This window comes from Streptomyces sp. NPDC090106 (genome assembly GCF_044747265.1).
Classification (GTDB): domain Bacteria; phylum Actinomycetota; class Actinomycetes; order Streptomycetales; family Streptomycetaceae; genus Streptomyces.
The window spans coordinates 64,109-89,060 of sequence record NZ_JBIVDS010000013.1 but is presented as its reverse complement, the minus strand read 5'-3'; the positions used below and the strand labels follow the sequence as shown (position 1 = coordinate 89,060).

Annotated in this window: 24 protein-coding genes and 1 riboswitch; of the genes, 20 read left to right on the top strand and 4 right to left on the bottom strand. The window is 72.3% G+C overall.

Going from position 1 to position 24,952, the window contains the following annotated elements:
- Nucleotides 1-131 precede the first annotated feature (131 nt).
- The 8 genes from ACIPSE_RS34900 (at nucleotide 132) to ACIPSE_RS34865 (ending at nucleotide 9,595) form a co-directional block, all read left to right on the top strand.
- The gene (locus ACIPSE_RS34900) at nucleotides 132-1,277 is read left to right on the top strand and encodes an ABC transporter substrate-binding protein (protein WP_401670774.1); all 1,146 of its coding nucleotides are present in this window, start codon (nucleotides 132-134) and stop codon (nucleotides 1,275-1,277) included.
- The gene (locus ACIPSE_RS34895; protein ID WP_401670771.1) at nucleotides 1,274-2,158 is read left to right on the top strand and encodes an ABC transporter permease; all 885 of its coding nucleotides are present in this window, start codon (nucleotides 1,274-1,276) and stop codon (nucleotides 2,156-2,158) included. The genes ACIPSE_RS34900 and ACIPSE_RS34895 overlap by 4 nt, the downstream gene beginning before the upstream one ends.
- The gene (locus tag ACIPSE_RS34890) at nucleotides 2,146-2,994 is read left to right on the top strand and encodes an ABC transporter permease (RefSeq protein WP_401670769.1); all 849 of its coding nucleotides are present in this window, start codon (nucleotides 2,146-2,148) and stop codon (nucleotides 2,992-2,994) included. Before ACIPSE_RS34895 ends, ACIPSE_RS34890 begins: the two co-directional genes overlap by 13 nt.
- A complete protein-coding gene (locus ACIPSE_RS34885) occupies nucleotides 2,991-4,046 on the top strand; it encodes an ABC transporter ATP-binding protein (RefSeq protein WP_401670766.1) in 1,056 nt (351 codons plus the stop codon). The genes ACIPSE_RS34890 and ACIPSE_RS34885 overlap by 4 nt, the downstream gene beginning before the upstream one ends.
- 54 nt (nucleotides 4,047-4,100) lie before the next feature.
- Nucleotides 4,101-5,543 (top strand): HAD-IA family hydrolase, encoded by a 1,443-nt coding sequence (locus ACIPSE_RS34880; RefSeq protein ID WP_401670764.1) that lies wholly within the window; start codon nucleotides 4,101-4,103, stop codon nucleotides 5,541-5,543.
- A 162-nt stretch (nucleotides 5,544-5,705) separates the two neighbouring features.
- Nucleotides 5,706-6,923: an MFS transporter gene (locus ACIPSE_RS34875; protein ID WP_401670762.1), complete on the top strand. Its 1,218-nt coding sequence runs from the start codon at nucleotides 5,706-5,708 to the stop codon at nucleotides 6,921-6,923.
- A gap of 119 nt (nucleotides 6,924-7,042) precedes the next feature.
- The gene (locus ACIPSE_RS34870) at nucleotides 7,043-7,822 is read left to right on the top strand and encodes a carbon-nitrogen hydrolase family protein (protein ID WP_401670759.1); all 780 of its coding nucleotides are present in this window, start codon (nucleotides 7,043-7,045) and stop codon (nucleotides 7,820-7,822) included.
- A 60-nt stretch (nucleotides 7,823-7,882) separates the two neighbouring features.
- On the top strand, nucleotides 7,883-9,595 hold the full coding sequence (locus ACIPSE_RS34865) for a flavin monoamine oxidase family protein (protein ID WP_401670757.1): 1,713 nt from the start codon (nucleotides 7,883-7,885) through the stop codon (nucleotides 9,593-9,595).
- 20 nt (nucleotides 9,596-9,615) lie between these two features.
- Here the strand turns inward: ACIPSE_RS34865 and ACIPSE_RS34860 are convergent, their stop codons facing one another.
- Nucleotides 9,616-10,302 carry a DUF5995 family protein gene (locus ACIPSE_RS34860; protein ID WP_401670754.1) on the bottom strand — a complete coding sequence of 229 codons (687 nt, stop codon included), beginning with the start codon at nucleotides 10,300-10,302 and terminating at the stop codon, nucleotides 9,616-9,618.
- Nucleotides 10,303-10,473: 171 nt separating this feature from the next.
- Here ACIPSE_RS34860 and ACIPSE_RS34855 point away from each other — a divergent pair, with 171 nt between their 5' ends.
- On the top strand, nucleotides 10,474-11,598 hold the full coding sequence (locus ACIPSE_RS34855) for a glycoside hydrolase family 6 protein (protein WP_401671302.1): 1,125 nt from the start codon (nucleotides 10,474-10,476) through the stop codon (nucleotides 11,596-11,598).
- Here ACIPSE_RS34855 and ACIPSE_RS34850 read toward each other — a convergent pair.
- Entirely contained in the window at nucleotides 11,577-12,956 is a 1,380-nt protein-coding gene (locus tag ACIPSE_RS34850) for a uracil-xanthine permease family protein (RefSeq protein WP_401670752.1), read from the bottom strand. The genes ACIPSE_RS34855 and ACIPSE_RS34850 overlap by 22 nt on opposite strands.
- A 144-nt stretch (nucleotides 12,957-13,100) precedes the next feature.
- Between ACIPSE_RS34850 and ACIPSE_RS34845 the strand changes: the two genes are divergently transcribed.
- Nucleotides 13,101-13,562, top strand: coding sequence for an acyl-CoA thioesterase (locus ACIPSE_RS34845; protein WP_401670749.1), 462 nt, complete (start codon nucleotides 13,101-13,103; stop codon nucleotides 13,560-13,562).
- Here the strand turns inward: ACIPSE_RS34845 and ACIPSE_RS34840 are convergent.
- Complete coding sequence (locus ACIPSE_RS34840) at nucleotides 13,519-14,733, bottom strand: MFS transporter (RefSeq protein WP_401670746.1); 1,215 nt, start codon at nucleotides 14,731-14,733, stop codon at nucleotides 13,519-13,521. The genes ACIPSE_RS34845 and ACIPSE_RS34840 overlap by 44 nt on opposite strands.
- A gap of 142 nt (nucleotides 14,734-14,875) precedes the next feature.
- Between ACIPSE_RS34840 and ACIPSE_RS34835 the strand changes: the two genes are divergently transcribed.
- The gene (locus ACIPSE_RS34835; protein WP_401670744.1) at nucleotides 14,876-16,054 is read left to right on the top strand and encodes an ROK family transcriptional regulator; all 1,179 of its coding nucleotides are present in this window, start codon (nucleotides 14,876-14,878) and stop codon (nucleotides 16,052-16,054) included.
- Between the two features lie 39 nt (nucleotides 16,055-16,093).
- On the opposite strand, the gene ACIPSE_RS34830 is transcribed toward ACIPSE_RS34835, so the two are convergent.
- Nucleotides 16,094-16,834, bottom strand: a complete 741-nt coding sequence (locus tag ACIPSE_RS34830; RefSeq protein ID WP_401670741.1) for an SDR family oxidoreductase — start codon at nucleotides 16,832-16,834, stop codon at nucleotides 16,094-16,096.
- Between the two features lie 327 nt (nucleotides 16,835-17,161).
- Nucleotides 17,162-17,292, top strand: a riboswitch (FMN riboswitch).
- Nucleotides 17,293-17,441: 149 nt separating this feature from the next.
- On the opposite strand from ACIPSE_RS34830, the gene ACIPSE_RS34825 reads away from it, so the two are divergent.
- The 9 genes from ACIPSE_RS34825 to ACIPSE_RS34785 all read left to right on the top strand — a co-directional run bounded on the left by ACIPSE_RS34825 (nucleotide 17,442) and on the right by ACIPSE_RS34785 (nucleotide 24,780).
- Nucleotides 17,442-18,047, top strand: coding sequence for a riboflavin synthase (locus ACIPSE_RS34825; RefSeq protein WP_401670739.1), 606 nt, complete (start codon nucleotides 17,442-17,444; stop codon nucleotides 18,045-18,047).
- Between the two features lie 68 nt (nucleotides 18,048-18,115).
- Nucleotides 18,116-18,697 carry a nicotinamide riboside transporter PnuC gene (gene pnuC / locus ACIPSE_RS34820; RefSeq protein ID WP_401671300.1) on the top strand — a complete coding sequence of 194 codons (582 nt, stop codon included), beginning with the start codon at nucleotides 18,116-18,118 and terminating at the stop codon, nucleotides 18,695-18,697.
- Complete coding sequence (locus tag ACIPSE_RS34815; protein WP_401670737.1) at nucleotides 18,694-19,983, top strand: bifunctional 3,4-dihydroxy-2-butanone-4-phosphate synthase/GTP cyclohydrolase II; 1,290 nt, start codon at nucleotides 18,694-18,696, stop codon at nucleotides 19,981-19,983. The genes pnuC and ACIPSE_RS34815 overlap by 4 nt, the downstream gene beginning before the upstream one ends.
- A 30-nt stretch (nucleotides 19,984-20,013) precedes the next feature.
- Entirely contained in the window at nucleotides 20,014-20,499 is a 486-nt protein-coding gene (gene ribH, locus ACIPSE_RS34810; RefSeq protein WP_401670735.1) for a 6,7-dimethyl-8-ribityllumazine synthase, read from the top strand.
- 34 nt (nucleotides 20,500-20,533) lie between these two features.
- Nucleotides 20,534-20,806 (top strand): phosphoribosyl-ATP diphosphatase, encoded by a 273-nt coding sequence (locus tag ACIPSE_RS34805; protein WP_020117406.1) that lies wholly within the window; start codon nucleotides 20,534-20,536, stop codon nucleotides 20,804-20,806.
- Nucleotides 20,807-20,855: 49 nt separating this feature from the next.
- A complete protein-coding gene (gene hisG, locus ACIPSE_RS34800; protein ID WP_401670731.1) occupies nucleotides 20,856-21,710 on the top strand; it encodes an ATP phosphoribosyltransferase in 855 nt (284 codons plus the stop codon).
- A gap of 14 nt (nucleotides 21,711-21,724) precedes the next feature.
- Complete coding sequence (locus ACIPSE_RS34795; protein WP_401670728.1) at nucleotides 21,725-22,168, top strand: PH domain-containing protein; 444 nt, start codon at nucleotides 21,725-21,727, stop codon at nucleotides 22,166-22,168.
- A 181-nt stretch (nucleotides 22,169-22,349) separates the two neighbouring features.
- Nucleotides 22,350-23,675 carry a hemolysin family protein gene (locus ACIPSE_RS34790; protein WP_401670726.1) on the top strand — a complete coding sequence of 442 codons (1,326 nt, stop codon included), beginning with the start codon at nucleotides 22,350-22,352 and terminating at the stop codon, nucleotides 23,673-23,675.
- 34 nt (nucleotides 23,676-23,709) lie between these two features.
- Complete coding sequence (locus tag ACIPSE_RS34785) at nucleotides 23,710-24,780, top strand: hemolysin family protein (protein ID WP_401670723.1); 1,071 nt, start codon at nucleotides 23,710-23,712, stop codon at nucleotides 24,778-24,780.
- Nucleotides 24,781-24,952: the final 172 nt, after the last annotated feature.

Here is a 24,952-nt window from a genome sequence, read left to right as displayed (position 1 = left end):
ACAGGACACCATCGGCGGCCTTACTGGGGCCAACTTGTTCAGACAAGTTCTGGAGGCCGGTCCTCAGACGGGTCCGGACGAGTCTCCTGCTGCTGGCTCCTGCACACCCTCGCGCGTCCCCTGGAGAAGCCGTGACCGTGTCCCTGCCGAGAACCGCCGCCCTCGGCGTCCTCGCCGCCCTCGCCCTCAGTGCCTGCGGCGCCGCCCCCGAGAACTCCTCGACCACCGCCGACGGCAAGAACGCCGCCACCGCCACCTCCGCCGCCGACTTCGGCGGCATGGCCGCCCTAGTGACGGCGGCCAAGAAGGAGGGCAGGCTCAACGCCATCGCGCTGCCCCGCGACTGGGCCAACTACGGCGCTCTGATCGACGGCTTCCAGAAGAAGTACGGCATCAAGATCTCCGTCGAGAACCCCGACGCGGCCAGCCAGGACGAGATCAACGCCGTGACCTCCCGCAAGGGCCAGGACCGCGCGCCCGACGTCCTCGACCTCGGCAGCTCCTTCGCGATCAGCGCCGCCCAGCAGGACCTCCTCGCCCCTTACAAGGTCGAGGCCTACGACGACATCCCCGAGGGCCAGAAGGACGCGCAGGCCCGCTGGTACAACGACTACGGCGGCTATGTCTCCATCGGCTGCGACGCCAAGCGCGTGAAGACCTGCCCGACCACCTTCGCCGACCTGCTCAAGCCGCAGTACAAGGGCCAGGTCGCCCTCAACGGCAACCCCACCAAGTCCGGCTCGGCCTTCGCCGGCGTCTGGGCGGCCTCCCTCGCGAGCGGCGGCTCCTTCGACGACATCCGGCCCGGCCTCGACTTCTTCGCCGAGCTGAAGAAGAACGGCAACTACACGCCCGTCGAGTCGACCCCGGCCACCGTCGAGAAGGGCGAGACGCCCATCAGCATCGACTGGGACTACCTCAACGCCGGGTACGCCGAGGAGTTCGCCTCCAAGGGCCTCGACTGGAAGGTCTCCGTCCCCTCCGACGGCCAGTACGCCCAGTACTACTCCCAGGCCGTCAACAAGGACGCCCCGCACCCCGCCGCCGCCCGTCTGTGGCAGGAGTACCTCTACAGCGCCGAGGGCCAGAACCTCTGGCTCAAGGGCTACGCCCGCCCCGTCCTGATGCCCGCCCTGGACCAGGCCGGCACCCTCGACGCGACGGCCGCCGCCAAGCTGCCCGAGGTCACCGGAACGCCCACCTTCCCCAGCGAGGACCAGCAGAACAAGGCCAAGACGGCGCTCGCCGAGGGCTGGGCGAAGGCCGTCTCCGGATGACGGCCACCCTCCCGCGGGCCGGTACGGCGCCCGCCGCTCACCTGAAGCGGCGGCGCCGGCCGCTCGGCTGGCTCGCCGTCGTCCCGCTCCTCTCCTTCACCGCCGTGGCCTTCGGGATCCCCGCCTGGGCCGTCCTCAGCGGCGCCTTCACCGACAAGGCCACGGGCGCCTACAGCACGGCCAACCTCACCACCTCCCTGGGCGGCGCCTACCTCACCGCCCTGGCCGGCAGCGTCAAGCTGTCCGTGGTCTCCGCGGGCCTCGCGACCCTGCTCGGGCTGCCGCTCGCGCAGGCCGTCGTCACCTCCCCGCACCGCGCGCTGCGCGAGGGCGTCCTCACCGCCTCCGGGGTCCTCGCCAACTTCGGCGGCGTCCCCCTCGCCTTCGCCTTCGTCGCCACCCTCGGCAACGCGGGCGTGCTGACCCGGCGCCTCGGCCTCACGGACAAGGGCTGGGACCTCTACAGCTTCTGGGGACTGGTCATCGTCTACCTCTACTTCCTGATCCCGCTGATGGTCCTCACCATCACCCCCGCCCTGGAGGGCCTGCGCACCCAGTGGCGCGAGGCCGCCCTCAACAACGGGGCGACCCCCGCGCGGTACTGGCTGCACGTGGCCCTGCCCGTGCTGCTGCCCACCCTCCTCGGCGGGTTCGTGCTGCTCTTCGGCACCGCCTTCGCCGCGTACGCCACCGCCGCCGCGATCATGGGCAGCTCCTTCCCGCTGATCACCCTCCAGATCGCCGACGCCCTCTCCGGCAACGTCCTCGTGGGCCAGGAGAACGTGGCCCTCGCGCTCAGCCTCGACATGGTCCTGATCGCCGGGCTGGTCATGGCCGTGTACCTGCCCCTCCAGCGCAGGAGTGCCCGATGGCTCGCCTGAACCTGTGGCGGTGGGGCGTCCTCGCCCTCGCCGGCCTCTACTTCCTGGTGCCGCTGGCCGCGTCGGTCGTCTTCACGGTCGACGTGCCGGGACAGGGCCTCACCCTCGACGCCTACACGCAGATCTTCTCCACCGAGGGCTTCGTCTCCAGCCTGCTGCTCTCGCTGGAACTCGCCGTCGTCACCATCGTCCTCGTCCTGCTGCTGACGGTCCCCGCCCTGGTCGCGCTCCGGCTCGGCTCGCCCCGGCTGCGGCCCGTGGTCGAGGTGGTGTGCTCGCTGCCGCTCGTCGTCCCGCCGATCGCGTTCGTCGCCGGGATCATCACGGTCCTGAAGTGGGGGCCCGAACACCTCTCGCGCACCCCGCTGTTCCAGACCTTCGTGGCGCTCCAGAACCCCGACTTCCCGTTCGTGCTCGTCCTCGCCTACGTCGTGATGGCGCTGCCGTTCGTGTACCGGGCGCTCGACGCGGGGCTGCGTGCCGTCGACGTCCGCACCCTCGTCGAGGCCGCCCGCAGCTGCGGCGCGAACTGGCCGCAGGCGCTCGTCGGGGCCGTGCTGCCCAACCTGCGCGGCGCGCTCCTCAACGCCTCCTTCCTCACCCTGGCCCTGGTGCTCGGCGAGTACACCGTGGCCCAGCTGCTCGGCTTCCAGCCCTTCGCCGTCTGGATCGTCAACACCAGCGGCTCGCAGGCCCAGATGTCCGTCGCGGTGTCCGTACTGAGCCTGCTCGTGACCTGGGTGCTCCTCCTCGTCCTGGCCGGCTTCGGCGGACGCACCCCCGACGGCCGGCGCACCGGCCGACGGACCCGTACTAGCTCCCGGGAAGGCGCATGAACACGACCGAGAACGCGGCCACCGTCGAATTCCGCGGGCTGCGGCGGGAGTTCGGCTCCACCGTCGCCCTCGACGGGCTCGACCTGACCGTGCGGCCCGGTGAACTCGTCGCGCTGCTCGGCCCCTCCGGCTGCGGCAAGACGACCGCCCTGCGCATGCTCGCCGGGTTCGAACAGCCCGACTCCGGCGAGGTGCTGGTGGACGGCGAGGACGTCACCCGGGTCCCGGCGCACCGCCGTGACGCCGGCATGGTCTTCCAGTCGTACAGCCTCTTCCCGCATCTCGACGCCGTCGACAATGTGGCGTTCGGACTGCGGATGCGGAAGGTCCGCACGGCCGAACGGCGTTCCCGCGCCGCCGAGTTGCTGGAGCTGGTCGGCCTCGCCGACAAGGGCGGGCGCTTCCCCCACCAGCTCTCCGGCGGCCAGCAGCAGCGGGTCGCGCTGGCCCGCGCGCTCGCCCTGCGCCCCCGGGTGCTCCTCCTGGACGAACCGCTGTCGGCGCTCGACGCCAAGGTACGGCTCAGCCTCCGCGAGGAGATCCGGCGGCTCCAGCAGGAGCTGGGGATCACCACCCTGTTCGTCACCCACGACCAGGAGGAGGCCCTGTCCGTGGCGGACCGGGTCGCCGTGATGCACGCCGGGAAGCTCGAACAGTGCGCGGAACCGGCCGAGTTGTACGGCCGCCCGGCGACCCCCTTCGTCGCCGAGTTCGTCGGCACGATGAGCCGTGTCCCCGGGCGCGTCACCGACGGCGTCGCCGATGTCCTCGGACAGCGGCTCCCGGTCGACGGGCCCGTCCCGGCCACGGCCGAGGTCGACGTGCTCGTACGGCCCGAGGCGGTGCGCGTGAACGCCGCCGAGGACGGCAAGGCGCGGGTGCTGGCCACGTCCTTCCTGGGCGCGGCCGTACGCGTCACCGTCCGGCTCGCCGACGGCACCGAGGTCAAGGCCGACCTGCCCGCGCACGAGGCCGGGGACCTGACGGCCGGGGCGCCGGTGGACGTGTCCCTGCCCGAGCGGCCCGTGCTGGTCGCGGAACGCACCGCCTGACCCACGCCCACGACGGAACCAGGTGCGCGTGAACCCCGTAGGAAAGAGGCTGACATGACCCGACTCCCGCTCCGGGCCGTCCTGTTCGACATGGACGGCACGCTCGTCGACACCGAGCGCCTGTGGTGGGAGGCGGTGGAACGGGTCGCCGGACGGCCCCTGACCGAGGCGGACCGGCCCGACGTGCTCGGCCGCCCCGTCGAGCACACCGCGGCATGGCTCGCCGCCGCCACCGCGACGCCGGCCGGGGACCTCGCCGACGTCCTGCACCGCGAGTTCGCCGACCGCGTCCGCACCGGGGTCGTCCCCCGCCCCGGCGCGCTCGCCCTGCTCGACGCCCTCGCCCGCGACGGCGTACCGACCGCCCTGGTCACCGCCTCGCCCCGGTCGGTCGCCGCCACCGTGCTCGACGTGCTCGGCGCCGGACGCTTCGCCGTCTCCGTCACCGCCGACGACACCGACCGCACCAAGCCCGCCCCCGACCCCTACCTCGCCGCCTGCCGCGCCCTCGGCGTCGAGCCCGCGCACTGCGTCGCCGTCGAGGACACCGAGACCGGCGTCGCCTCCGCCGAGGCCGCGGGCTGCGCCGTGCTCGCCGTCCCGTCCCTCGCCCCCATCGAGCCGGCGCCGGGACGGACCGTCCGGCCCAGCCTGGAGGACGTCACCCCGGCCACTCTGCGCTCCCTGCTGCCGGGCCGCCTGCGCGTCATGACCTGGAACCTCTGGTACGGCGGCACCAAGGTCCGCGACCACCGGGCCAAGCAGCTCCAGGTCGTCGCCGAGACCGGGGCGGACGTGATCGGACTCCAGGAGACGTACGGCAGCGCGGCCGGGGAACTCGCCGAGGCGCTCGGCTGGCACCACCACCGGGCCGGCAAGAACCTCGGCGTCATCAGCCGCCACCCGATCACGGCCGTCCTCGGCGACCCCGACGTCGGCTTCTACGGCGCCGCCGGGGTCCGCGTCGACACGGGGTGCGGGGAGGTCGACGTCTGGACGGTCCACCTTGACTACGAGGACTACGGGCCGTACGTCACCGACGGCGACCCGACCGCGCACGAGGGGGTGCGGCTCGCGCAGATGCGGGACACGCTCGCCAGGATCGACGCCACCGCCACCGCGGACGTCCCCGTGGTGCTCGTCGGCGACTTCAACTGCCCCTCCCACCTGGACCGGCCGGACACCCCCTGGCCGGTCACCAGGGCCGCCGAGGAGGCGGGCTTCGCGGACTCCTACCGCGAGGCGCACCCGGATCCGGTGCGCGACCCCGGCCACACCTGGTCGCCGGTGCACGACGAGCACGAGGACGGCGGCCGGCCCGAGCCCCAGGACCGCATCGACTTCGTGCTGCACCGGGGGCTGCGCGTGCTGGACTCCCGGACCCACGTCAGCGGCACCCCGCGGAACTGGCCCGACGTCGAGGACAACGCCTGGCCGTCCGACCACGCCGCCGTGATCACCGCATTCTCACTGGGCAGCGGCGCCGGGAGTGTCTAGCATCGGTGTCATGACCTGGCGACATTGATCCACCGGCAGTACCCCCGGTACGCGCGGGACCCCTAGGTCCCGCAGGACCCGCAGGACCCGTGGAGCCTCCCGAGGGCCGCCTCGGACGCCGTTGCGCAGACGACGTCCGAACCGCCCTTCCGGGAAGGCCCCATGACACTCACACCCGCGCGCGTCCCCGCGACGGGAGCCGCCGTCCGCCGTCTGACGCGGACCCTGTACGGCTACTCGTTCCTCGACGACTTCGTGCTGCTCTACCCCGTGTACGCGCTGCTGTTCGCGGACACGGGGATGTCGCTCTGGCAGATCTCCTCGCTGTTCGCCCTGTGGTCGGTCACGGCCGTCGTGCTGGAGGTCCCCTCCGGCGCGCTCGCCGACGCCGTCTCCCGGCGGCTGCTGCTGTGGACCGGCCCCCTGTTCAACGCCGCCGGCTTCGCGCTGTGGGTCCTCGTGCCCTCCTACGCGGCCTTCGCCGCCGGGTTCGTCCTGTGGGGTGTCGGCGGCGCCCTGTGCTCCGGCTCCCTGGAGGCGCTGGCCTACGACGAACTGGACCGGCTCGGGTCCGCCGGCCGGTACGCGCGCGTCATGGGCCGGGTCCGGGCGGCGCGCCTGGTCGCCACCATGGCGTCGATCGGGCTCGCCGGACCGGTGTTCGCGCTCGGCGGCCACCGGGCCGTGGGCGCGGCGAGCGTCGCCGCCTGCGTGCTGGCCGCCGTCGTGGCGACCCGGCTCCCGGAGCACCGGGGGCGCCGGGAGAGCGGGGGAGCGGGCTGGTGGGCGACCCTGCGCGGCGGACTGGCCGAGGTCCGCGGGAACCGCTCCGTGCGCGGGGCGCTCCTGCTGGTCCCGGCCGTCGCCGCCGTATGGGGCGCGCTCGACGAGTACACGCCCCTGCTGGCCCGTGACACCGGGGTGGCGGAGGCGACGGTGCCGTATCTGATCCTTGTCGTGTGGACGCTCGTCACGGCGGCGAGCCTGCTGGCCGGGTCCGCCGAGCGCCTCGGCACCACCGGCCTGGCCCGGCTGCTCGCGGGCTCCGCCGTCGCCCTGGCCGTCGGCGCCGCGACCGGCACGCCGGCCGGCATCGCCCTGGTCGGCCTGGCCTTCGGCGGCTTCCAGCTGGCGGAGGTCGTCGCCGACGTCCGCCTCCAGCACCGCATCGACGACACCCGCCGGGCCACCCTCACCTCGGTGGCGGGGCTGGGCACCGAACTGGTGACGGTGGTGACCTTCGCGGCGTACGCGCTGCTCGGCCGCGCGGCCTCCCACGGCACGGTCTTCGCGATCCTCGCGGTGCCGTACCTGGCGGTCGCGGTGGTCCTGGGGCGCCGGCGCAACGAATCGCCGCCGGGGCGCCCGGACACGCAATGAACCGCTGGACGGCACGCAACGGGTCCTTCTTGTCCGGCCTGGTCAGCCGCCCGTACCGTCTAGGAGGCCCTCTCCAGTGGCCCCCGCGACCGTCTCTTCCGCCCCGGTGAGGATCACCCATGCGCACCGCCCTGCTCCAGAGCTCCGGCCGCCCCGGTTCGGTCCTCGGGAACCTCAAGGTCCTCGACGAGGCCGCGGAGCGGGCCGCCGCGGCGGGCGCCGGGCTGCTGGCGGCACCGGAGATGTTCCTCACCGGGTACGCGATCGGCGACGACATCGCCCGGCTCGCCGAGCCCGCCGACGGCGACAGCGCCGACGCCGTCGCGGAGATCGCCGGGCGGCACGGGATCGCGATCGCGTACGGATACCCCGAGCGCGACGGGGACGCCGTGTTCAACTCCGCGCAGCTCGTCTCCGCCGAGGGCGCCCGTCTCGCCAACTACCGCAAGACCCACCTCTTCGGCTGCCTGGAGCGCGAGCACTTCACCCCGGGCGGGCGCCAGGTCGTCCAGGCCGAGCTGAACGGCCTCCGCGTCGGCCTGCTGATCTGTTACGACGTCGAGTTCCCGGAGAACGTCCGGGCGCACGCCGTCGCCGGCACGGACCTGCTGATCGTCCCCACGGCGCAGATGCACCCGTTCCAGTTCGTCGCCGAGTCGATGATCCCGGTGCGCGCCTTCGAGAACCAGATGTACGTCGCCTACGTCAACCGGGTCGGCCGGGAGGGGGAGTTCGAGTTCGTCGGGCTGTCCGTCCTGGCCGGACCCGACGGGGTGGCGCGGGCCCGGGCCGGACGCGCGGAGCAACTGGTGTCCGCCGACGCCGATCCCGTGCTCCTGGCCGCTTCCCGCGAGGCCAACCCGTATCTGCTCGACCGGCGTCCCGAGCTCTACGTCTGAACATCCCGCCCCGCGCAGCCCCCAGCAGCTCTCGCAGCAGTCGCAAGGAGTCCCCACCCCATGACGTCCATGGTGCCCAACGCCGTCCAGCACGCCGACGAGCAGCAGCCGCCGATCACCATGTTCGGGCCGGACTTCCCCTACGCGTACGACGACTTCCTCGCCCACCCGGCGGGCCTCGGCCAGATACCGGCGACCGAGCACGGCACCGAGGTCGCGGTCGTCGGCGGCGGGCTCTCCGGGATCGTGGCGGCGTACGAGCTGATGAAGATGGGCCTGAAGCCGGTCGTGTACGAGGCCGACCGGATCGGCGGGCGGCTGCGGACCGTCGGGTTCGACGGCTGCGACAGCTCGCTCACGGCCGAGATGGGCGCCATGCGCTTCCCGCCCTCCTCCACCGCCCTCCAGCACTACATCGACCTGGTGGGCCTGGAGACGCGGCCCTTCCCCAACCCCCTCGCGGAATCCACCCCTTCGACGGTCGTCGACCTCAAGGGCGAGTCGCACTACGCGGAGACGGTCGACGACCTCCCGCAGGTGTACCGCGATGTCGCCGCGGCGTGGAACACGTGCCTCGAAGAGGGCGCCGACTTCTCCGACATGAACCAGGCCATGCGCGAGCGGGACGTCCCGCGCATCCGGGAGATCTGGGCGAGGCTCGTCGAGAAGCTCGACAACCAGACCTTCTACGGCTTCCTCTGCGACTCCGAGGCGTTCAGGTCCTTCCGGCACCGCGAGATCTTCGGCCAGGTCGGCTTCGGCACGGGCGGCTGGGACACCGACTTCCCCAACTCCATCCTGGAGATCCTCCGCGTCGTCTACAGCGAGGCCGACGACCACCACCGCGGGATCGTCGGCGGCAGCCAGCAACTGCCGCTGCGGCTGTGGGAGCGCGAGCCCGAGAAGATCGTCCACTGGGCGTACGGCACCTCGCTGGCGAGCCTGCACGAGGGCGGCGCACCCCGCCCCGCCGTGACCCGCATGCACCGCACGGCCGGCGACCGGATCACCGTGACGGACGCGGACGGCGGCATCCGCACCTACCGGGCGGCGATCTTCACCGCCCAGTCCTGGATGCTCCTTTCGAAGATCGCCTGCGACGACTCGCTCTTCCCGATCGACCACTGGACGGCGATCGAGCGCACCCACTACATGGAGTCCTCGAAGCTCTTCGTGCCCGTCGACCGGCCCTTCTGGCTGGACAAGGCCGTCGACGACAGGGGCAATCCGACGGGCCGGGACGTCATGTCGATGACCCTCACCGACCGTATGACCCGCGGGACCTACCTCCTGGACGACGGCCCGGACCGGCCCGCCGTCATCTGCCTCTCCTACACCTGGTGCGACGACAGCCTGAAGTGGCTGCCGCTGTCCGCGAACGAGCGGATGGAGGTCATGCTGAAGTCGCTCGGCGAGATCTACCCGAAGGTCGACATCAGGAAGCACGTCATCGGCAGCCCGGTGACCGTGTCCTGGGAGAACGAGCCCTACTTCATGGGCGCGTTCAAGGCCAACCTGCCCGGCCACTACCGCTACCAGCGGCGCCTGTTCACCCACTTCATGCAGGACCGGCTGCCCGCCGACAAGCGCGGCATCTTCCTCGCCGGCGACGACATCTCCTGGACCGCCGGCTGGGCCGAGGGCGCCGTCCAGACCGCGCTCAACGCCGTCTGGGGCGTCATGCGCCACTTCGACGGCGCGACCGACCCGACCAACCCGGGCCCGGGTGACGTGTACGACGAGATCGCCCCGGTCGAACTCCCGGAGGACTAGCGGGCGTTCGCCCGGAGGCCCTAGTCGGGCAGGGGTGTGAGCAGCATGCGGCTCGCGAAGCCGACGGCCGTGTCCAGGCGTTCCCTGAACTCCTCGGCCACGTCCGGCAGTCCGCGCAGGGCCCACAGGGCGCGGGCCGCGGTCCAGGTGGCGTCGCGGGCGCGGTCCAGGCTCCACGCGCCGAGGAGATGGGTGAGCGGGTCGGCGATCTGGAGGAGGTCGGGACCCGGCATCAGATCTTCGCGGATGCGCTCCTCCAGCGAGACGAGCAGATCGCCCACGCGGTCGAACTCGTCCTCCAGATCGACGGGTTCGCAGTCGAGCGTACGACAGGTGTCCACGAGGGCGAGCGCGAGATCGTGCCCGATGTGCGCGTTGATGCCCGCGAGCGCGAACTGCAGCGGACGTACGCCCGGGTGGCGGCGGTACTGGAACAGGGGGCGCCAGCAGGCGGGCGGACGCCGGTCGTCGGCCACCGCCCCGACGGCCGCCAGGTACCGCTCCGCGAACCGCACGTCCAGCGTGATCGCGGCTCGGGCGTCCGCGAACCGGCCCGCGGTGACGTACCGGTCCAGGGCCTCGGTGACGGCGAGGTAGACGCGGTTGAAGACCGCGACGCCGTCCCGCTCGGGGAGGGTCCCGTCCAGGACACGCATGCGGTCGATCACCCGGTCGACGGGAGTGGTGAAGTGCTCCAACTGCGCCATGCACGCAGGGTCCCAGTCCTACGCTGGCCGAAGTGGCGGCGGGCCGGAGGCTTCCCCAGAACGGGGGAACGCGGTCGCCGCGGGGGAGGGGAAGCACAGGTGGCTGGCTTACGTGCCCACCGGCTCGCGGAGCGCAGGACCGCCCGCAGGCGGGCCGCGCGGCGGGGCGGCATGGCCGCGGTGGCGTCCGTGGTGGTCGCCGTCGGGACCGTGAGCGGGCTGGTGTCGGCGCTGGACGAGGACGACCGCGGCGCGGACGAGGCCCGGCCCGAGGTGACCCGGCCGGTCAGCTTCGCGCCCCTGCCTGCCGAGTCGTCGCCCACGCCCTCGGCGACGAGGACGGCCTCCGCCTCGGCGTCCCCGAAGAGGAAGGCGAGCCCCACCGCGACACCCACGCCGACCAGGGCCGCGTCGCAGAGCGCCGCCGCCTCCACCCGTCTGTACCGCCATCCCGAGTCCCAGGTCCTCGACTGGGTCCGCGACCACTCCGGCGACCCGCGCCAGGCGCTCATCAAGTCCCGGATCGCCGACCAGCCCGCGGCCGTCTGGTTCGCCGAGTACGCGCCCGGCACCATCACCGCCCGGGTGCGCGCGGTCACCGGGGGCGGCGCGGCGTCGGGCCGGGTGCCCGTCGTGGTGGCGTACGCGATCCCGGGCCGGGACTGCGGCGGCGCCTCCGAGGGCGGGGCGCCCGACCTCGACGCGTACGACGCCTGGATCGACCGGTTCGCCGCCGGGCTCGGCTCGGGCGAGGTCGTGGTGATACTGGAGCCCGACTCGATCGCCCAGGCCGACTGCCTGTCCAGCGGTCAACGCGCGGGCCGCTTCGCCTCGTTGGCCCGCGCGGGCCGCGTCCTGAAGGCCGCCAACCCGAGGGCGCGGGTGTATTACGACGCCGGTCACTCGGGCTGGAACCCGGCGGCCAAGCAGGCGGACCTGCTCCGCCAGGCCGGTGCCGGGTCGGCCGCGTCCTCCGACGGCGTCTTCAGCAACGTCTCCAACTTCCACCGCACCGCCGACGAGGCCGCCTACGACCGCCAGGTCCTCGCCGCCCTCGGTGGTCCGTCGAGCCTCGGCGCCATCATCGACACCAGCCGCAACGGCAACGGCGCCCCGGCCGACGGCGAGTGGTGCGACCCCGACGGCCGCAGCCTGGGCCGCACCCCGACCCTCGACACCGGCGAGCCGCGCATCGACGGCTACCTCTGGGTGAAGCTCCCCGGCGAGTCCGACGGCTGCAAGGGCTCACCGGGGACGTTCACCCCGTCCTACGCCTACGACTTGGCGTCGTCGTAGCTCGACGTGCCCTCGTCCAGGAGGGGCTTCTGGTCCTTCAGGTGGGGCGGGGCGAAGGCGCGCAGGGCGTGGTAGCCGGTGATGACGACCAGCGTGCCGAGGGCGATGCCGCTCAGCGAGAACGTGTCCGTGAACTTCATCGTCACGTCGCCGACGCCGATGATGATGCCCGCGGCGGCCGGGACCAGATTCAGCGGATTGCGCAGATCCACCCCGGCGTTGATCCAGATCTGCGCGCCGAGCAGGCCGATCATGCCGTACAGGATGACGGTGATCCCGCCGAGCACCCCGCCGGGGATCGCGGCCACGACCGCGCCGAACTTGGGGCACAGGCCGAAGAGGAGGGCGAACCCCGCGGCGGCCCAGTACGCGGCCGTCGAGTAGACCCGGGTCGCCGCCATCACGCCGATGTTCTCGGAGTACGTGGTGTTGGGCGGGCCGCCGAGCGCGGTCGACAGCATCGAGCCGACGCCGTCCGCCGAGATCGCCGTACCGAGCCGGTCGTCCAGGTTGTCGCCGGTCATCTCGCCGACGGCCTTGACATGTCCGGCGTTCTCCGCGACCAGCGCGATGACGACCGGCAGGGCCACCAGGATCGCCGACCACTGGAAGCTCGGGCCGTGGAAGTCCGGCAGTCCGATCCAGTCGGCGCGGCCGACACCGGACAGGTCGAGCCGCCAGTGGTCGGTGACCTGGCCGCTCGCGTCGGCCGCGTGGATACGGCCGAAGATCCGGTCGAACGCCCACGAGACGCCGTACCCGAAGACCAGGCCGAGGAAGATCGCGATCCGGGACCAGAAACCACGCAGACAGACGACCGCCAGACCGGTGAAGAGCATCACCAGCAGGGCCGTCCACTGGTCCTGGGGCCAGTACGTCGACGCGGTCACCGGAGCGAGGTTGAAGCCGATCAGCATGACCACCGCGCCCGTGACGATCGGAGGCATCGCGGCATGGATGATCCGCGCCCCGAACCGCTGCACGGCGAGCCCCACGAGGAACAGCGCGGCCCCGACCACGAACACCGCGCCGGTCACCGTCGCGCTCGTGCCGCCCTGCGCGCGGATCACGGCCGCGACGCCCACGAAGGAGAGCGAACAGCCGAGGTAGCTGGGCACCCGGCCGCGCGTGGCCAGCAGGAAGATGACCGTCGCGACGCCGGACATCATGATCGCGAGGTTCGGGTCCAGACCCATCAGGACCGGGGCGACGAAGGACGCGCCGAACATCGCCACCACGTGCTGCGCGCCGAGCCCGGCCGTGCGCGGCCACGACAGCCGCTCGTCGGGGCGGACCACCGCCCCGGGCGCGGGGGTGCGTCCGTCGCCGTGCAGTTTCCAGCGGACGCCAAGATCCATGGTGCGGTTTCGCTTTCCTCGTACGAGCGGCTGTCCGGATCATTGTCAGGGAGATCCGCGCAGGTCACCGACCCGGGGGTGAACGGCTACTGAGCGCCCGCTTAGCATGGACGGGTCCCGCCGTACGTCCTTGGAGCACCAGCCGTGACCGCCGAAGCCCCGACTGCCCCCGCCCTGACCCCTGGCCGGCTGATGCCCGTCACCGTCCACTTCGACGACCTGGACGCGCTCGGGCTGCTGCACAACGCCCGCTACCCGCTCAAGGTCGAACAGGCCTGGACCGAGCTGTGGCAGGAGCACGGCATCCGCTTCGAGGGCGACTGGGCCGCGGCCGGCGACGCCTGCAACGCGGTCAGGGAACTGCGCATCTCCTACGAGGCGCCCGTGACGAAGGCCGGCGTCTACGCCGTGCACCTGTGGCTGGAACGGCTCGGCACCACCGGACTGACGTACGGCTTCCGGTTCTGCTCGCGGGACGGGGCCACGACCTACGCGCGGGGCGCCCGCGTCCTGGTCCGGCTGGACTCCGCGACGCTGCGCCCCACGCCGTGGAGCGACCGGTTCAGGGCCGCCGGTCGGGAACTGCTGCGGCCGGCGGAACACTGACCTTCGGCCGGTCCCGGTCACCGCCGCGCAGCACGCCCGCGAACGCCACCAGACCGCCCGCCAACACGGTCACCAGCGTGAACGACACCACCAGGCTCGTCGCCTGGGCGATGGTGCCGATCGCGCTCGGGGCGATCAGACCCGAGGTGTACGTGATCGTCGCGACGCCCGCGATGGCCAGGCTCGGGTTGGAGCCGCTGCGCCCCGCCGCGGCGAAGCAGAGCGGCACGACCACGGCGATGCCCAGCCCCATCAGCGCGAACCCGGCCATCGCCGTCGCGGGGTTCGGCGCCACGACGATCATCAGCCCGCCCAGCACGGCGAGGACACCGCTGGCCCGGACCGTGCGCACCGAGCCGTAGCGGTCCACGATCCGGTCGCCCGCGATCCGCGCGACGGCCATGGTGAGCGTGAAGCCCGTCGTGCACGCGGCGGCGAGCCCCGCCGAGGTCTCCAGCTGGTCGCGCAGATAGACCGCCGACCAGTCCAGGCTCGCGCCCTCCGCGAACACCGCGCAGAACCCGACGGCGCCGATGAGCAGCGCCGACTTCGGCGGCAGCGCGAAGCGGGGCGGCGGCTCCTCGTCCTCGGCGGGCTGGATGTCCAGCACCCAGCGGCACGCCACGATCCCGAGCACGGTGAGCGTGGCCGCCGCCAGGGCGTGGTGGACACGCGCGTCCGAGCCCAGATGGGCGGCGAGCGTGCCGGCCGCCGAGCCGATCAGGGCGCCCGCGCTCCACATCCCGTGCAGCCCGGACATGATCGACCTGCCGAGCCGGTTCTCCACCTCGACGCCGAGCGCGTTCATCGCCACGTCCGCCATCCCGGCCGAGGCGCCGTACACGAACAGCGCGAGGCACAGCGTCGGCAGGTTCGGCGAGAGCGCGGGCAGGACCAGCGACAGCGTCCACAGGGACATGAGCAGCCGCAGGGCGTTCCGCGCGCCGAGGCGATGGCTGATCCGGCCCGCCAGCGGCATGGCCAGGGAGGCGCCCAGCGCGGGGAAGGCGAGGGCGAGGCCCAGCTGGCCCGCGCTCACCGAGGCGTGGTCCTGGATCCACGGCACCCGGGTCGCGAACGATCCGGTCACGGCGCCGTGCACGGTGAAGGCGGCGGCCACGGCGTACCGTGCGCGCTTCACCTGCCGCTGGTCGTACAGCACTTCACTCATGCTCTCCCGCCCCTTCGCGGCCTGTGGACCCCACGGTCGCGTAAACTATCAGGGACCCTGCCTGATAGATAGTGGGTTCCAGGGCGGGGCACGGGTCGGGGCGGAGGCCGTCCGGCCGCGCCGATCTGGAAGGATCCCCGGCATGCCCGCATCCCCCAGCACCGCCCGGGCCATCAACGACCGACTCGCCCTGCGCCTGCTCCAGCAGGAAGGGCCGTTGACGGCAGGGCAGTTGAAGCAGCTCACCGGACTGTCCCGGCCCACGGTCGCCGACCTCGTCGAGCGGCTCGCCGCGTCCGGGCTGATCGAGGTCGTCGGGGAATCGGGGGAGCAGCGGCGCGGCCCGAACGCGCGGCTCTACGGGATCGTCGCCGACCGTGCCCACCTGGCCGCGCTCGACGTCCGCATGGAGGGCGTCTCGGTCGTCGTCTCCGACCTGCTCGGCCGGGCCCTCGCCCACTCCTCGGTGCCCATCGGCGACGACACGGGCACCGGGCCCGCCGTCGAGCAGGCCGTCGCGCTCGTCGAACGCGTCGCGAAGGAGGCGGGCGCCGACCGTCTGCACACCCTCGTCATCGGCGCTCCCGGGCTCATCGACCCCGCTACGGGGGAGCTGCGCGACTCGACCGGGCTGCCCGCGTGGCACCGCCGGCTCGTCGCCACCCTCCAGGAACGCCTTCCCGAGGCACGGGTCCGGGTCGAGAACGAGACGAACCTCGCGGCCGTCGCCGAACAGCGCGAGGGCGCGGCGCGGGACCGGGACACGTTCGTCCTGCTCTGGCTCGGGCACGGCACCGGCGCGGCGGTCGTCCTGGACGGCACCCTGCGGCGCGGCGCGTCCGGCGGGACCGGCGAGATCGGCTTCCTGCCCGTGCCGGGGACGGCCGGGCTGCCCTCCGCGACCGCCTGCGACGGAGGCTTCCACTCGCTGGCCGGGTCCGCGGCGATCACCGAACTGGCCCGGGAGCACGGGCTGTCGGCCGGGTCGACCGGTCCGGAGCCCCCCGCCGCCGCGCTCGTGCGGGCCGCGGTGGCGGACGGCGCCGACGCCTTCCTCGACATCCTCGCCGACCGGCTCGCCGTGGGCGTCTCCTCCGTCGTCGCGATCCTCGACCCCGGCTGCCTCGTCCTCGGCGGCGAGGTCGGCCAGGCGGGCGGCGCAGCCCTCGCGACCCGTGTGGCCCACCGCGTCCGCCGTATGTCCCCCCTGCCCACGGAGGTCCGCCCGAGCGGACTCGGCGGGACGGCGGTCCTGCGGGGGGCCCTGCTCACGGCCAGGGAACGGGCCCAGGAGGAGCTGTTCGCGCCGGCCGAGCAGTGACGGGGCCGAGGGCCCGGCGGTCGCCTGCCCCGTCCCGGGTCACCGGGAGCGGCGGGCCATGTACTCCTCGAACGTGCCCTTCCCCACCGCCAGTTCAGGGGTCAGGTGGCCGCCCGCGGTGAAGCCCCGGTACGCCTTGCCGCCCAGCGGCATGTTCGTCACACGGCGCTTGCGGCCCGTGGCCTTCAGATAGGCGTGGGCCAGGGACTCGAGCGTGCGGACCTCGGGGCCGCCCATGTCCTGCACCCGGCCCGCCGGTGCGCCCTGCGCCAGTTCGGCCAGGCGGTCGGCGACCTCGGCCACCTCGATCGGCTGGTCGGACACGCCGGCGGGCACCGGCATCACCGGCAGCTTGGACGAGGCGTCGAACAGCCGCGCGACCAGGTCGTGGAACTGGGTCGCCCGCAGGATGGTCCACGGCACGCCGGACCGCTCGATCTGCTTCTCGACGGCGAGCTTGACCCGGTAGTACGGGAAGTCCACCCGCTCGATCCCGACGATCGAGATGTGGACGAAGTGCCGCACCCCGGCCCAGCGTGCCGCCGCCAGGAGATGCGCCGCCGCCCGCTCGTCCCCGCCGGTCGGGGTGGTCGCGCAGTGCACGATCGTGTCCACGCCCTCGACGGCCCGGTCCAGCGCGTCACCGCCCTTGCGCAGATCGGCCGCGTACGGCTCGCTGTGCCGGCTGAGCACCCGGACCTCGTGCCCGTCCGCGCGCAGGCGCTCGGCGACGAGCCGGCCCAGGGTTCCCGTACCGCCGGTCACCAGGATCGTGGTCATGGTCTGGTCCCTTCGACTGAGTCCGATGAGTCCGAGGGACCGGGTGCCCCCGGTCCCTCACATCATGGCCCGGCGGCGGGCAAGGGCCGTCGTCACCGCCGCCGGACCGGTCGAGGGGGTGTCACGAACTGGAGCCTAGAAAGGACTAGACCAAAGCGTCAATAGGGATGGACGCAGGTCAAGCCCCGGGAGCGGCGGGGCGGTTGCGGCGGGGACTTCCTGCCACGGCGCGCGTGCGAAGTCCAGACGTGCCGTCTGTGAGCCACTCCACATCCTTCACCCGTATGGACGTCGATCAGCCGTGGCACACTGGCTGTGTACCTATAGCAGCGCACTCCGGGGTCGGTGAAAGTCCGAACCGGCGGTTACAGTCCGCGACCCGACCGCTTCCAGCGGCCGGTTGACCAGGTGAAATTCCTGGACCGACGGTTAAAGTCCGGATGGGAGGCAGTGCGCGGCGAGCGGGCATTCGTGCGCGCCGCCGAGAGACGCTCGTTCCTTGCGGACGGGTCTGTCCGGCGATCGCTCCCGGTGTCCCTGCTCGTACATTCTGTCGTCATCGACAGCCCCGGAGTCCGTGCCCGATCGTGGCAGGAGGACCCGGGAAGTGTTCACCGGAATCGTCGAAGAGCTGGGCGAGATCACCGCTGTCGAGACCCTCGACGACGCCTGTCGCTTCCGACTGCGCGGCCCCGTCGTCACCGAGGGCGCGAAGCACGGTGACTCCATCGCGGTCAACGGCGTGTGCCTCACCGTCGTCGAGCACGAGGGCGACGAGTTCACCGCCGACGTCATGGCCGAGAGCCTCAAGCGCTCCAGCCTCGGCGCCCTCACCGTCGGCTCCCGCGTCAATCTGGAGCGCCCCACCGCCGTGGGCGCCCGACTCGGCGGCCACATCGTGCAGGGGCACGTCGACGGCACCGGACAGGTGCTGGAGCGCAGGCCCTCCGAGCACTGGGAGATCGTCAAGGTCTCCCTCCCCGCCGACCTCGCGCGCTATGTCGTCGAGAAGGGCTCCATCACCGTCGACGGCATCAGCCTCACGGTCGTGGAGGCCGGCGCGGACCACTTCACCGTCAGCCTCATCCCCACCACCCTCGACCTGACCACGCTCGGCCTCAAGCAGCCCGGCGACCCGGTCAACCTCGAAGTGGACATCGTCGCCAAGTACGTCGAGCGGCTGCTCGCGGCGGGACAGGGAGCGGGCAGGTGAACTCCCTCAACTCCACCCTGAACTCCGAGGCGTTCACCGTCTTCGGCCAGCACATCCTCTGGTCGGACATGGTCGGCAACGTCCTCGGGCTGATCGGCCTCGCCCTCGGCTGGCGCCGCAACCTGTGGAGCTGGCCGGTGCAGTTCGCCTCCGGCCTCATCCTCTTCGGCGCCTTCTACGGCCACCTCACCGGCAGCGCCGGCAAGCAGGTCGTCGTCATGGCCGTCGCCCTGTACGGCTGGTGGCAGTGGAACCGCAGCAGGAGCGGGGCGGCCGACGGTCACATCGCCCCCCGCTTCGCCACCTGGCGCGAGCGCGGCGTCCTCGTCGCCGCCGCGGCCGTCGGCACCGTCGCCGTCGCGCTGTTCTTCGAGGCGTACCCGAACCTGTCCTGGGACCCCTGGCCCGACGCCTACATTTTCGTCGGCACCGTCGTCGCGATGTACGCCCAGGCCCGCGGCATGGTCGAGTTCTGGATCGCCTGGCTCCTGGTCGACCTGGTCGGCGTCCCCCTCAACTTCGCCAACGGCTACGCCTTCTCCGGCTTCGTCTACGTCATCTACGGCGCGCTCGTCCTGTGGGGCATGCGCGACTGGTGGCTGCGCTCCCGCGAGGCCGCGCGGCCCGCTCTGGAAGGAGCACCCGCATGACCACGGCACCCCTCCTCTACAGCACCGACGGCTTCGAGGACCTCTCCCTCGACCCCGTCGAGCGGGCCGTCGCCGACATCGCGGCGGGCCGCCCCATCGTCGTCGTCGACGACGAGGACCGGGAGAACGAGGGCGACCTCGTCGTCGCCGCCGAGAAGATCACGCCCGAGATCGTCGCCTTCATGATGAGCGAGTGCCGCGGTTTGATCTGCGCCCCCATGGAGGGCGAGGAGCTGGACCGGCTGCGGCTGCCGCAGATGGTCGACGACAACACCGAGCAGATGAAGACCGCGTTCACGGTCAGCGTCGACGCCTCCGCCGCGCACGGCGTGACCACCGGCATCTCCGCCGCCGACCGCGCCGCCACCCTGCGCCTCCTCGCGGGCGGCACCGCGGGCGCCGACGACTTCGTCCGGCCCGGCCACATCTTCCCGCTGCGCGCCCAGCCCGGCGGCGTCCTCACCCGCAACGGCCACACCGAGGCCGCCGTCGACCTCGCCCGGCTCGCGGGCCTGCGCCCGGCCGGCGCGATCGTCGAGATCGCCGGCGAGGACGGCCGGATGCTGCGCCTGCCCGAGCTGATCCCGTTCGCCCGCAAGCACGGCCTGACGATCATCTCCATCGAGGACCTGATCGCCTACCGCCGGGCCGCCGAACCCACCGTCCGCCGCGAGGCCGAGGTCCGGCTGCCCACCGCCCACGGCGAGTTCACGGCCTACGGCTACCGCTCCACCGTCGACGGCGTCGAGCACGTCGCGCTCGTCCACGGCGAGATCGGCGACGGCGAGGACGTCCTGGTCCGCGTCCACTCCGAGTGCCTCACCGGCGACATCTTCGCCTCCGCCCGCTGCGACTGCGGCCCCCAGCTCGACGCCTCCCTGGACCGCATCCAGGCCGAGGGCCGCGGCATCGTCGTCTATCTGCGCGGCCACGAGGGACGCGGCATCGGACTGCTGTCCAAGCTGCGCGCGTACGAACTCCAGGAGCGCGGCCGGGACACCCTCGACGCCAACCTCGAACTCGGCCTGCCCGCCGACGCCCGCGACTACGGCGCCGGCGCCCAGATCCTGGAGGACCTCGGCGTCCGCGGCGTCCGGCTGATGACCAACAACCCCGACAAGTCCGACGCTCTCCTGCGCCACGGACTCAAGGTCACCAGCCGGGAGCCGATGCCCGTACAGGCGGGCGAGCACAACCTCCGGTACCTGCGCACCAAGCGCGACCGGATGGGCCACGACCTGCCCTGGCTGGACGCGGCCCCCGTGTCCACCTGCAACAACCAGTAGCAGCACCTTACTTCGAGGAGCACAGAGAACGTGAGCGGCAAGGGCGCACCGGAACTGTCCGTACGCAACGTCGGCGACCTGCGGGTCGCCGTCATCGCGGCCCAGTGGCACGAGAAGGTGATGGACGGACTGGTGGACGGCGCCCTGCGCGCCCTGCACGACCTCGGCATCGACGAGCCGACCCTGCTGCGGGTCCCCGGCAGCTGGGAGCTCCCGGTCGTCGCCAAGGTCCTCGCGGGCCGCGGCTACGACGCGATCGTCGCCCTCGGGGTCGTCATCCGCGGCGGCACCCCGCACTTCGAGTACGTGTGCCAGGGCGTCACCCAGGGCCTGGCCCAGGTCTCCGTCGAGACCGGCGTCCCCATCGGCTTCGGCCTCCTCACCTGCGACACCGAGGAGCAGGCCCTCGACCGCGCGGGCATCGAGGGCTCCCACGAGGACAAGGGACACGAGGCGGTCACCGCCGCCGTCGCCACCGCGGCCACCCTCCGCTCAGTATCTGAACCATGGCACTGACGAATCCCGCGCGTGGCATAGGCTGAGCGTCACCATGTCCAATAAGACGTTCGAGGAGCTCTTCACCGAGCTCCAGCACAAGGCAGCCAACGGCGACCCCGCCACCTCCCGCACCGCGGAGCTGGTCGGCAAGGGGGTGCATGCCATCGGCAAGAAGGTCGTCGAAGAGGCCGCCGAGGTCTGGATGGCCGCCGAGTACGAGGGCAAGGAGGCAGCCGCCGAGGAGATCTCGCAGCTGCTCTACCACGTCCAGGTGATGATGGTCGCTCGCGGCATCTCGCTCGACGACGTCTACGCCCACCTCTGAACCACCCGCCGCACCACCACCCCGACACGATCAGAAGGAAGCCGACCTCATGCTGCGCATCGCCGTCCCCAACAAGGGTTCCCTCTCAGGACCTGCGGCGGAGATGCTGCATGAGGCCGGCTACCAGCAGCGCCGCGAGTCCAAGGAACTGCGGATCGTCGACCCGGTCAACGAGGTCGAGTTCTTCTACCTCCGCCCCCGCGACATCGCGATCTACGTCTCCTCCGGCCGCCTCGACATCGGCATCACCGGCCGCGACCTGCTGATCGACTCCGGCGCCAAGGCCGAGGAGATCCTCCCGCTCGGCTTCGCCCGCTCCACCTTCCGCTTCGCCGCCAAGCCGGGCACGGCGACCGGCATCACCGACCTCAAGGGCAAGACGGTCGCCACCTCCTACGAGGGCATCGTCGCCAGGCACCTCGCCGACCAGGGCGTCGACGCCTCCGTCGTCCACCTGGACGGCGCCGTCGAGACCGCCATCGAACTCGGTGTCGCCGAGGTCATCGCGGACGTCGTCGAGACCGGCACCTCGCTGCGCAACGCGGGCCTGGAGGTCTTCGGCGAGCCGATCATGAAGTCCGAGGCGATCGTGATCCGCCGCACCGGCGCGGAGCCCGACGAGGCCGAGCCCAAGGTGCAGCAGTTCCTGCGCCGCCTCCAGGGCGTCCTGGTCGCCCGGACCTACGTGATGATGGACTACGACTGCCGGGTCGAGCAGCTGGAGAAGGCCGTCGCCCTCACGCCCGGCCTGGAGTCCCCGACCGTCTCCCCGCTGCACAACGAGGGCTGGGTCGCCGTCCGCGCGATGGTCCCCGCCAAGGAGGCCCAGCGGATCATGGACGACCTGTACGACATCGGCGCGCGGGCCATCCTGACGACGGCCATCCACGCCTGCCGTCTCTGAGGGCGGTACCTGCCATGACCGACCTGCCCGCCCTTCCCGTCACCTTCCGCCCCGGCCGCACCCGTGCCGTGCTGCTCACCGCCGCCGCCGCGATCTTCGTCGTCATCACGGCGGTCGCGCTCCTGCTGGAGAAGCTCGGCCCGGGGGAGCGCCTGAGCTTCGTGTTCACGGCCGCCCTGCTCGCCGGAGTGCTCGCCCTGCTGGCCCGGGTGAAGGTCGTCGCCGACGACACCGGCGTCACCGTCGTGAACATCGCGACCCGGCGCCGCCTGGACTGGGCCGAGATCCTCGGCGTGAACCTGCGCCCCGGCGACCCGTGGGTCTTCCTCAACCTCAGCGACGGCACGAGCCTGCCCGCCCTCGGTATCCAGCCGGGTATCGCCAGGGAACGGGCCATCGCCGACGCGCGCGCCCTGCGCGGGCTCGTGGAAGCCCACACCACAGGGGATCTGCCGTAGAGCCCCCTGTCTTGATTAATCTGTTGGCGGAGGCGTTTTCACGACGCCTCCGCCGCTGATGTTCCCCCCGGTCCTCAGAGGCCCCACTGCTACCCGAGGAGTGATTCCCTCCAGCGATGGACGGATCGTCCTGTAGTACCTGCGCCGCCCCCTCCCGACCTGCATACGAGGCGGCGGCATCATGACCATCCCCCTGCTGCTCCTCGCAGCCGCCTTCCTCCTGATCCTCGCCAACGGCTTCTTCGTGGCGGCCGAGTTCGGCCTCGTCACGGTCGAACGGCCGGAGGCGGAGAAGGCCGCCGCCGAGGGCGACCGACGGGCCCGTACGGTCGTCGAGTCCCTCAAGGAGCTCTCCTTCCAGCTCTCCGGCACCCAGCTGGGCATCACCATCACCTCGCTCGTCGTCGGCATGCTCGCCGAACCGGCGCTCGCGGAGCTGCTGCACGGCCCCATCACGGCGATCGGCATCCCCGAGGGTGCCGTCTCCGGGGTCGCGGTCGTCGTCGGCATGCTGCTGGCCTCCGCCGTGCAGATGGTGATCGGCGAACTCGTGCCCAAGAACTGGGCGGTCTCCAAGCCCCTCCAGGTCGCACGGTTCGTCGCCGGCCCGCAGCACACCTTCGCGCGGCTGTTCCGGCCGGTCATCGCCGCGCTCAACGCGGTCGCCAACCGGCTCGTCCGGGCGCTCGGCGTCGAGCCCACCGAGGAACTGGCCTCCGCCCGCACCCCGGGCGAACTGGTGTCCCTGGCCCGGCACTCGGCGCAGGCCGGCGCCCTCGAACAGGACACGGCCGACCTGTTCGTCCGCACCCTCTCGCTGGCCGAACTGACCGCGCAGCACGTGATGACCCCGCGGGTGAAGGTCAGCGCGCTCCAGTCCTCGGCGACCGTCGAGGACGTGGTGAACCTGACCCGCGCCACCGGGCTCTCCCGCTTCCCCGTCTACCGGGAGAAGATCGACGAAATCGTCGGCATGGTCCATCTCAAGGACGCCCTCGGCGTTCCCGCCCAGGACCGGCTGCGCACCCCGGTCGGCCGGATCTCCCGCCCGGCCCTGCTCGTCCCCGAGACCCTGCCGGTGCAGCCGCTGCTCGGCCGGCTGCGCAGCGAACAGCCCATCGCCGTCGTCGTCGACGAGTACGGGGGCACGGCCGGTGTGGTCACCCTGGAGGACATCGTCGAGGAGATCGTCGGCGAGGTCCGTGACGAGCACGACGGCCAGGACCTGCCCGAACTGGCCGCCGCGCCACCGGAGGACGGCAGGCCCGCCTGGGACGCCGAGGGCAGCTGCCGCGTCGACGTCCTCCAGCGCATAGGCCTCGACGTGCCCGAGGGCCCCTACGAGACGGTCGCCGGACTCGTCGCCGACCTGCTCGGCCGCATCCCCGCCGCCGGGGACCGCGCCGACCTCCCGGGCTGGCGGCTCACCGTGCGCCGGGTCGGCCACTACCGTGCCGAACGGGTACGGCTGGTCCGCACCGGTCCTGTCGTGGAGGTCGCCCGATGACCGCGCACCGAACCCCGCTGCCGGGGGTGGCCCGATGAGCGTGCTCCAACTCCTGTTCGCCGGGCTGCTCGTGCTCGCCAACGGCTTCTTCGTCGGCGCCGAGTTCGCGCTCGTCTCCGTACGCCGCAGCCAGATCGAGCCCCTCGGCACGGCCCGCGCCCGCCAGGTCCTGCACGGCCTGGAGCGGCTTCCGCAGATGATGGCCGCCGCGCAGTTCGGCATCACCGTCTGCTCGCTGACCCTGGGCGCGGTCGCCGAACCCACCGTCGCGCACCTGCTGGAACCGGTCTTCGAGTGGATGCACCTGCCGCACGGCATGATCCATCCGCTCGGTTACATCATCGCGCTCGCGGCGGTGGTCTTCTTCCACCTCGTGATCGGCGAGATGGTCCCGAAGAACCTCGCCATGGCCGCCCCGGAGAAGGCCGCGCTGTGGCTGGCCCCGGGCCTGGTCGCCTTCGCCCGTGTCTGCCGGCCGATCACGGTCGCCCTCGGCGCGGTCGCCCAGGGCATCCTGCGGCTCTTCCGCGTCGAGCCCAAGGACGAGGTCGAGGCCGTCTTCACCAGCGAGCAGCTCAACCGGCTGGTGGAGGACTCGGGACAGGCCGGTCTCCTCGACCCCGAGGAGCAGGAACGCCTGGAGGACGCGCTGGAGCTGGGCTCCCGCCCGGTCACGGACGTCCTCCTCGACAACGACTCCCTGGTCACGGTGCCCCCGTCGGTCACCCCGGGCCAGATCGTCGACCTGACCGCCCGCACGGGCTACTCCCGGTTCCCGGTCGCGGGGACGGGCGGCGCCTTCATGGGCTACCTGCACGTCAAGGACGTCCTCGACCTGGAGGACTCCGAGCGGGCCGTCCCCCAGCAGATCTGGCGGCCCATGACCACCCTCACCTCCGAACTCCCCCTGGACGACGCCCTCACGGTCATGCGCCGGGCGGCCACCCACCTGGCCCAGGTGGCGGACGCCTCCGGCAAGGTCCTCGGCCTCGTCGCCCTGGAGGACGTCCTGGAGCTCCTGGTGGGAGAGGTCACGGACCCGGCCCACCGAGAAACCCCACCGCACCCGAGAACCCCGGAACCGACAGAAGCGACGGTCGGCTGACCCTCCACACCGGTTCCCCGCGCCCGTTCTACCCTTCGAACGGCGCGGGGAACGGTTCTTTGAGGGACACGGGGAACGGTTCCTTGAGGGGCGGGACGCGGGGAACGGTTCTTGGAACGGCGCGGGGAACGGTTCTTTGAGGGGCGCGGGCAGCCGCGCGACAGACGACAAC

What these genes read in the sequence shown, in the direction of transcription:
- ACIPSE_RS34895 (WP_401670771.1), top strand. Translation starts at nt 1,274, where the DNA reads ATGACGGCCACCCTCCCGCGGGCCGGTACGGCGCCCGCCGCTCACCTG.
- ACIPSE_RS34890 (WP_401670769.1), top strand. Translation starts at nt 2,146, where the DNA reads ATGGCTCGCCTGAACCTGTGGCGGTGGGGCGTCCTCGCCCTCGCCGGC.
- ACIPSE_RS34885 (WP_401670766.1), top strand. Translation starts at nt 2,991, where the DNA reads ATGAACACGACCGAGAACGCGGCCACCGTCGAATTCCGCGGGCTGCGG.
- ACIPSE_RS34880 (WP_401670764.1), top strand. Translation starts at nt 4,101, where the DNA reads ATGACCCGACTCCCGCTCCGGGCCGTCCTGTTCGACATGGACGGCACG.
- ACIPSE_RS34875 (WP_401670762.1), top strand. Translation starts at nt 5,706, where the DNA reads ATGACACTCACACCCGCGCGCGTCCCCGCGACGGGAGCCGCCGTCCGC.
- ACIPSE_RS34870 (WP_401670759.1), top strand. Translation starts at nt 7,043, where the DNA reads ATGCGCACCGCCCTGCTCCAGAGCTCCGGCCGCCCCGGTTCGGTCCTC.
- ACIPSE_RS34865 (WP_401670757.1), top strand. Translation starts at nt 7,883, where the DNA reads ATGACGTCCATGGTGCCCAACGCCGTCCAGCACGCCGACGAGCAGCAG.
- ACIPSE_RS34860 (WP_401670754.1), bottom strand. Translation starts at nt 10,302, where the DNA reads ATGGCGCAGTTGGAGCACTTCACCACTCCCGTCGACCGGGTGATCGAC.
- ACIPSE_RS34855 (WP_401671302.1), top strand. Translation starts at nt 10,474, where the DNA reads ATGGCCGCGGTGGCGTCCGTGGTGGTCGCCGTCGGGACCGTGAGCGGG.
- ACIPSE_RS34850 (WP_401670752.1), bottom strand. Translation starts at nt 12,956, where the DNA reads ATGGATCTTGGCGTCCGCTGGAAACTGCACGGCGACGGACGCACCCCC.
- ACIPSE_RS34840 (WP_401670746.1), bottom strand. Translation starts at nt 14,733, where the DNA reads ATGAGTGAAGTGCTGTACGACCAGCGGCAGGTGAAGCGCGCACGGTAC.
- ACIPSE_RS34835 (WP_401670744.1), top strand. Translation starts at nt 14,876, where the DNA reads ATGCCCGCATCCCCCAGCACCGCCCGGGCCATCAACGACCGACTCGCC.
- ACIPSE_RS34830 (WP_401670741.1), bottom strand. Translation starts at nt 16,834, where the DNA reads ATGACCACGATCCTGGTGACCGGCGGTACGGGAACCCTGGGCCGGCTC.
- pnuC (WP_401671300.1), top strand. Translation starts at nt 18,116, where the DNA reads ATGGTCGGCAACGTCCTCGGGCTGATCGGCCTCGCCCTCGGCTGGCGC.
- ACIPSE_RS34815 (WP_401670737.1), top strand. Translation starts at nt 18,694, where the DNA reads ATGACCACGGCACCCCTCCTCTACAGCACCGACGGCTTCGAGGACCTC.
- ACIPSE_RS34805 (WP_020117406.1), top strand. Translation starts at nt 20,534, where the DNA reads ATGTCCAATAAGACGTTCGAGGAGCTCTTCACCGAGCTCCAGCACAAG.
- hisG (WP_401670731.1), top strand. Translation starts at nt 20,856, where the DNA reads ATGCTGCGCATCGCCGTCCCCAACAAGGGTTCCCTCTCAGGACCTGCG.
- ACIPSE_RS34795 (WP_401670728.1), top strand. Translation starts at nt 21,725, where the DNA reads ATGACCGACCTGCCCGCCCTTCCCGTCACCTTCCGCCCCGGCCGCACC.
- ACIPSE_RS34790 (WP_401670726.1), top strand. Translation starts at nt 22,350, where the DNA reads ATGACCATCCCCCTGCTGCTCCTCGCAGCCGCCTTCCTCCTGATCCTC.
- ACIPSE_RS34785 (WP_401670723.1), top strand. Translation starts at nt 23,710, where the DNA reads ATGAGCGTGCTCCAACTCCTGTTCGCCGGGCTGCTCGTGCTCGCCAAC.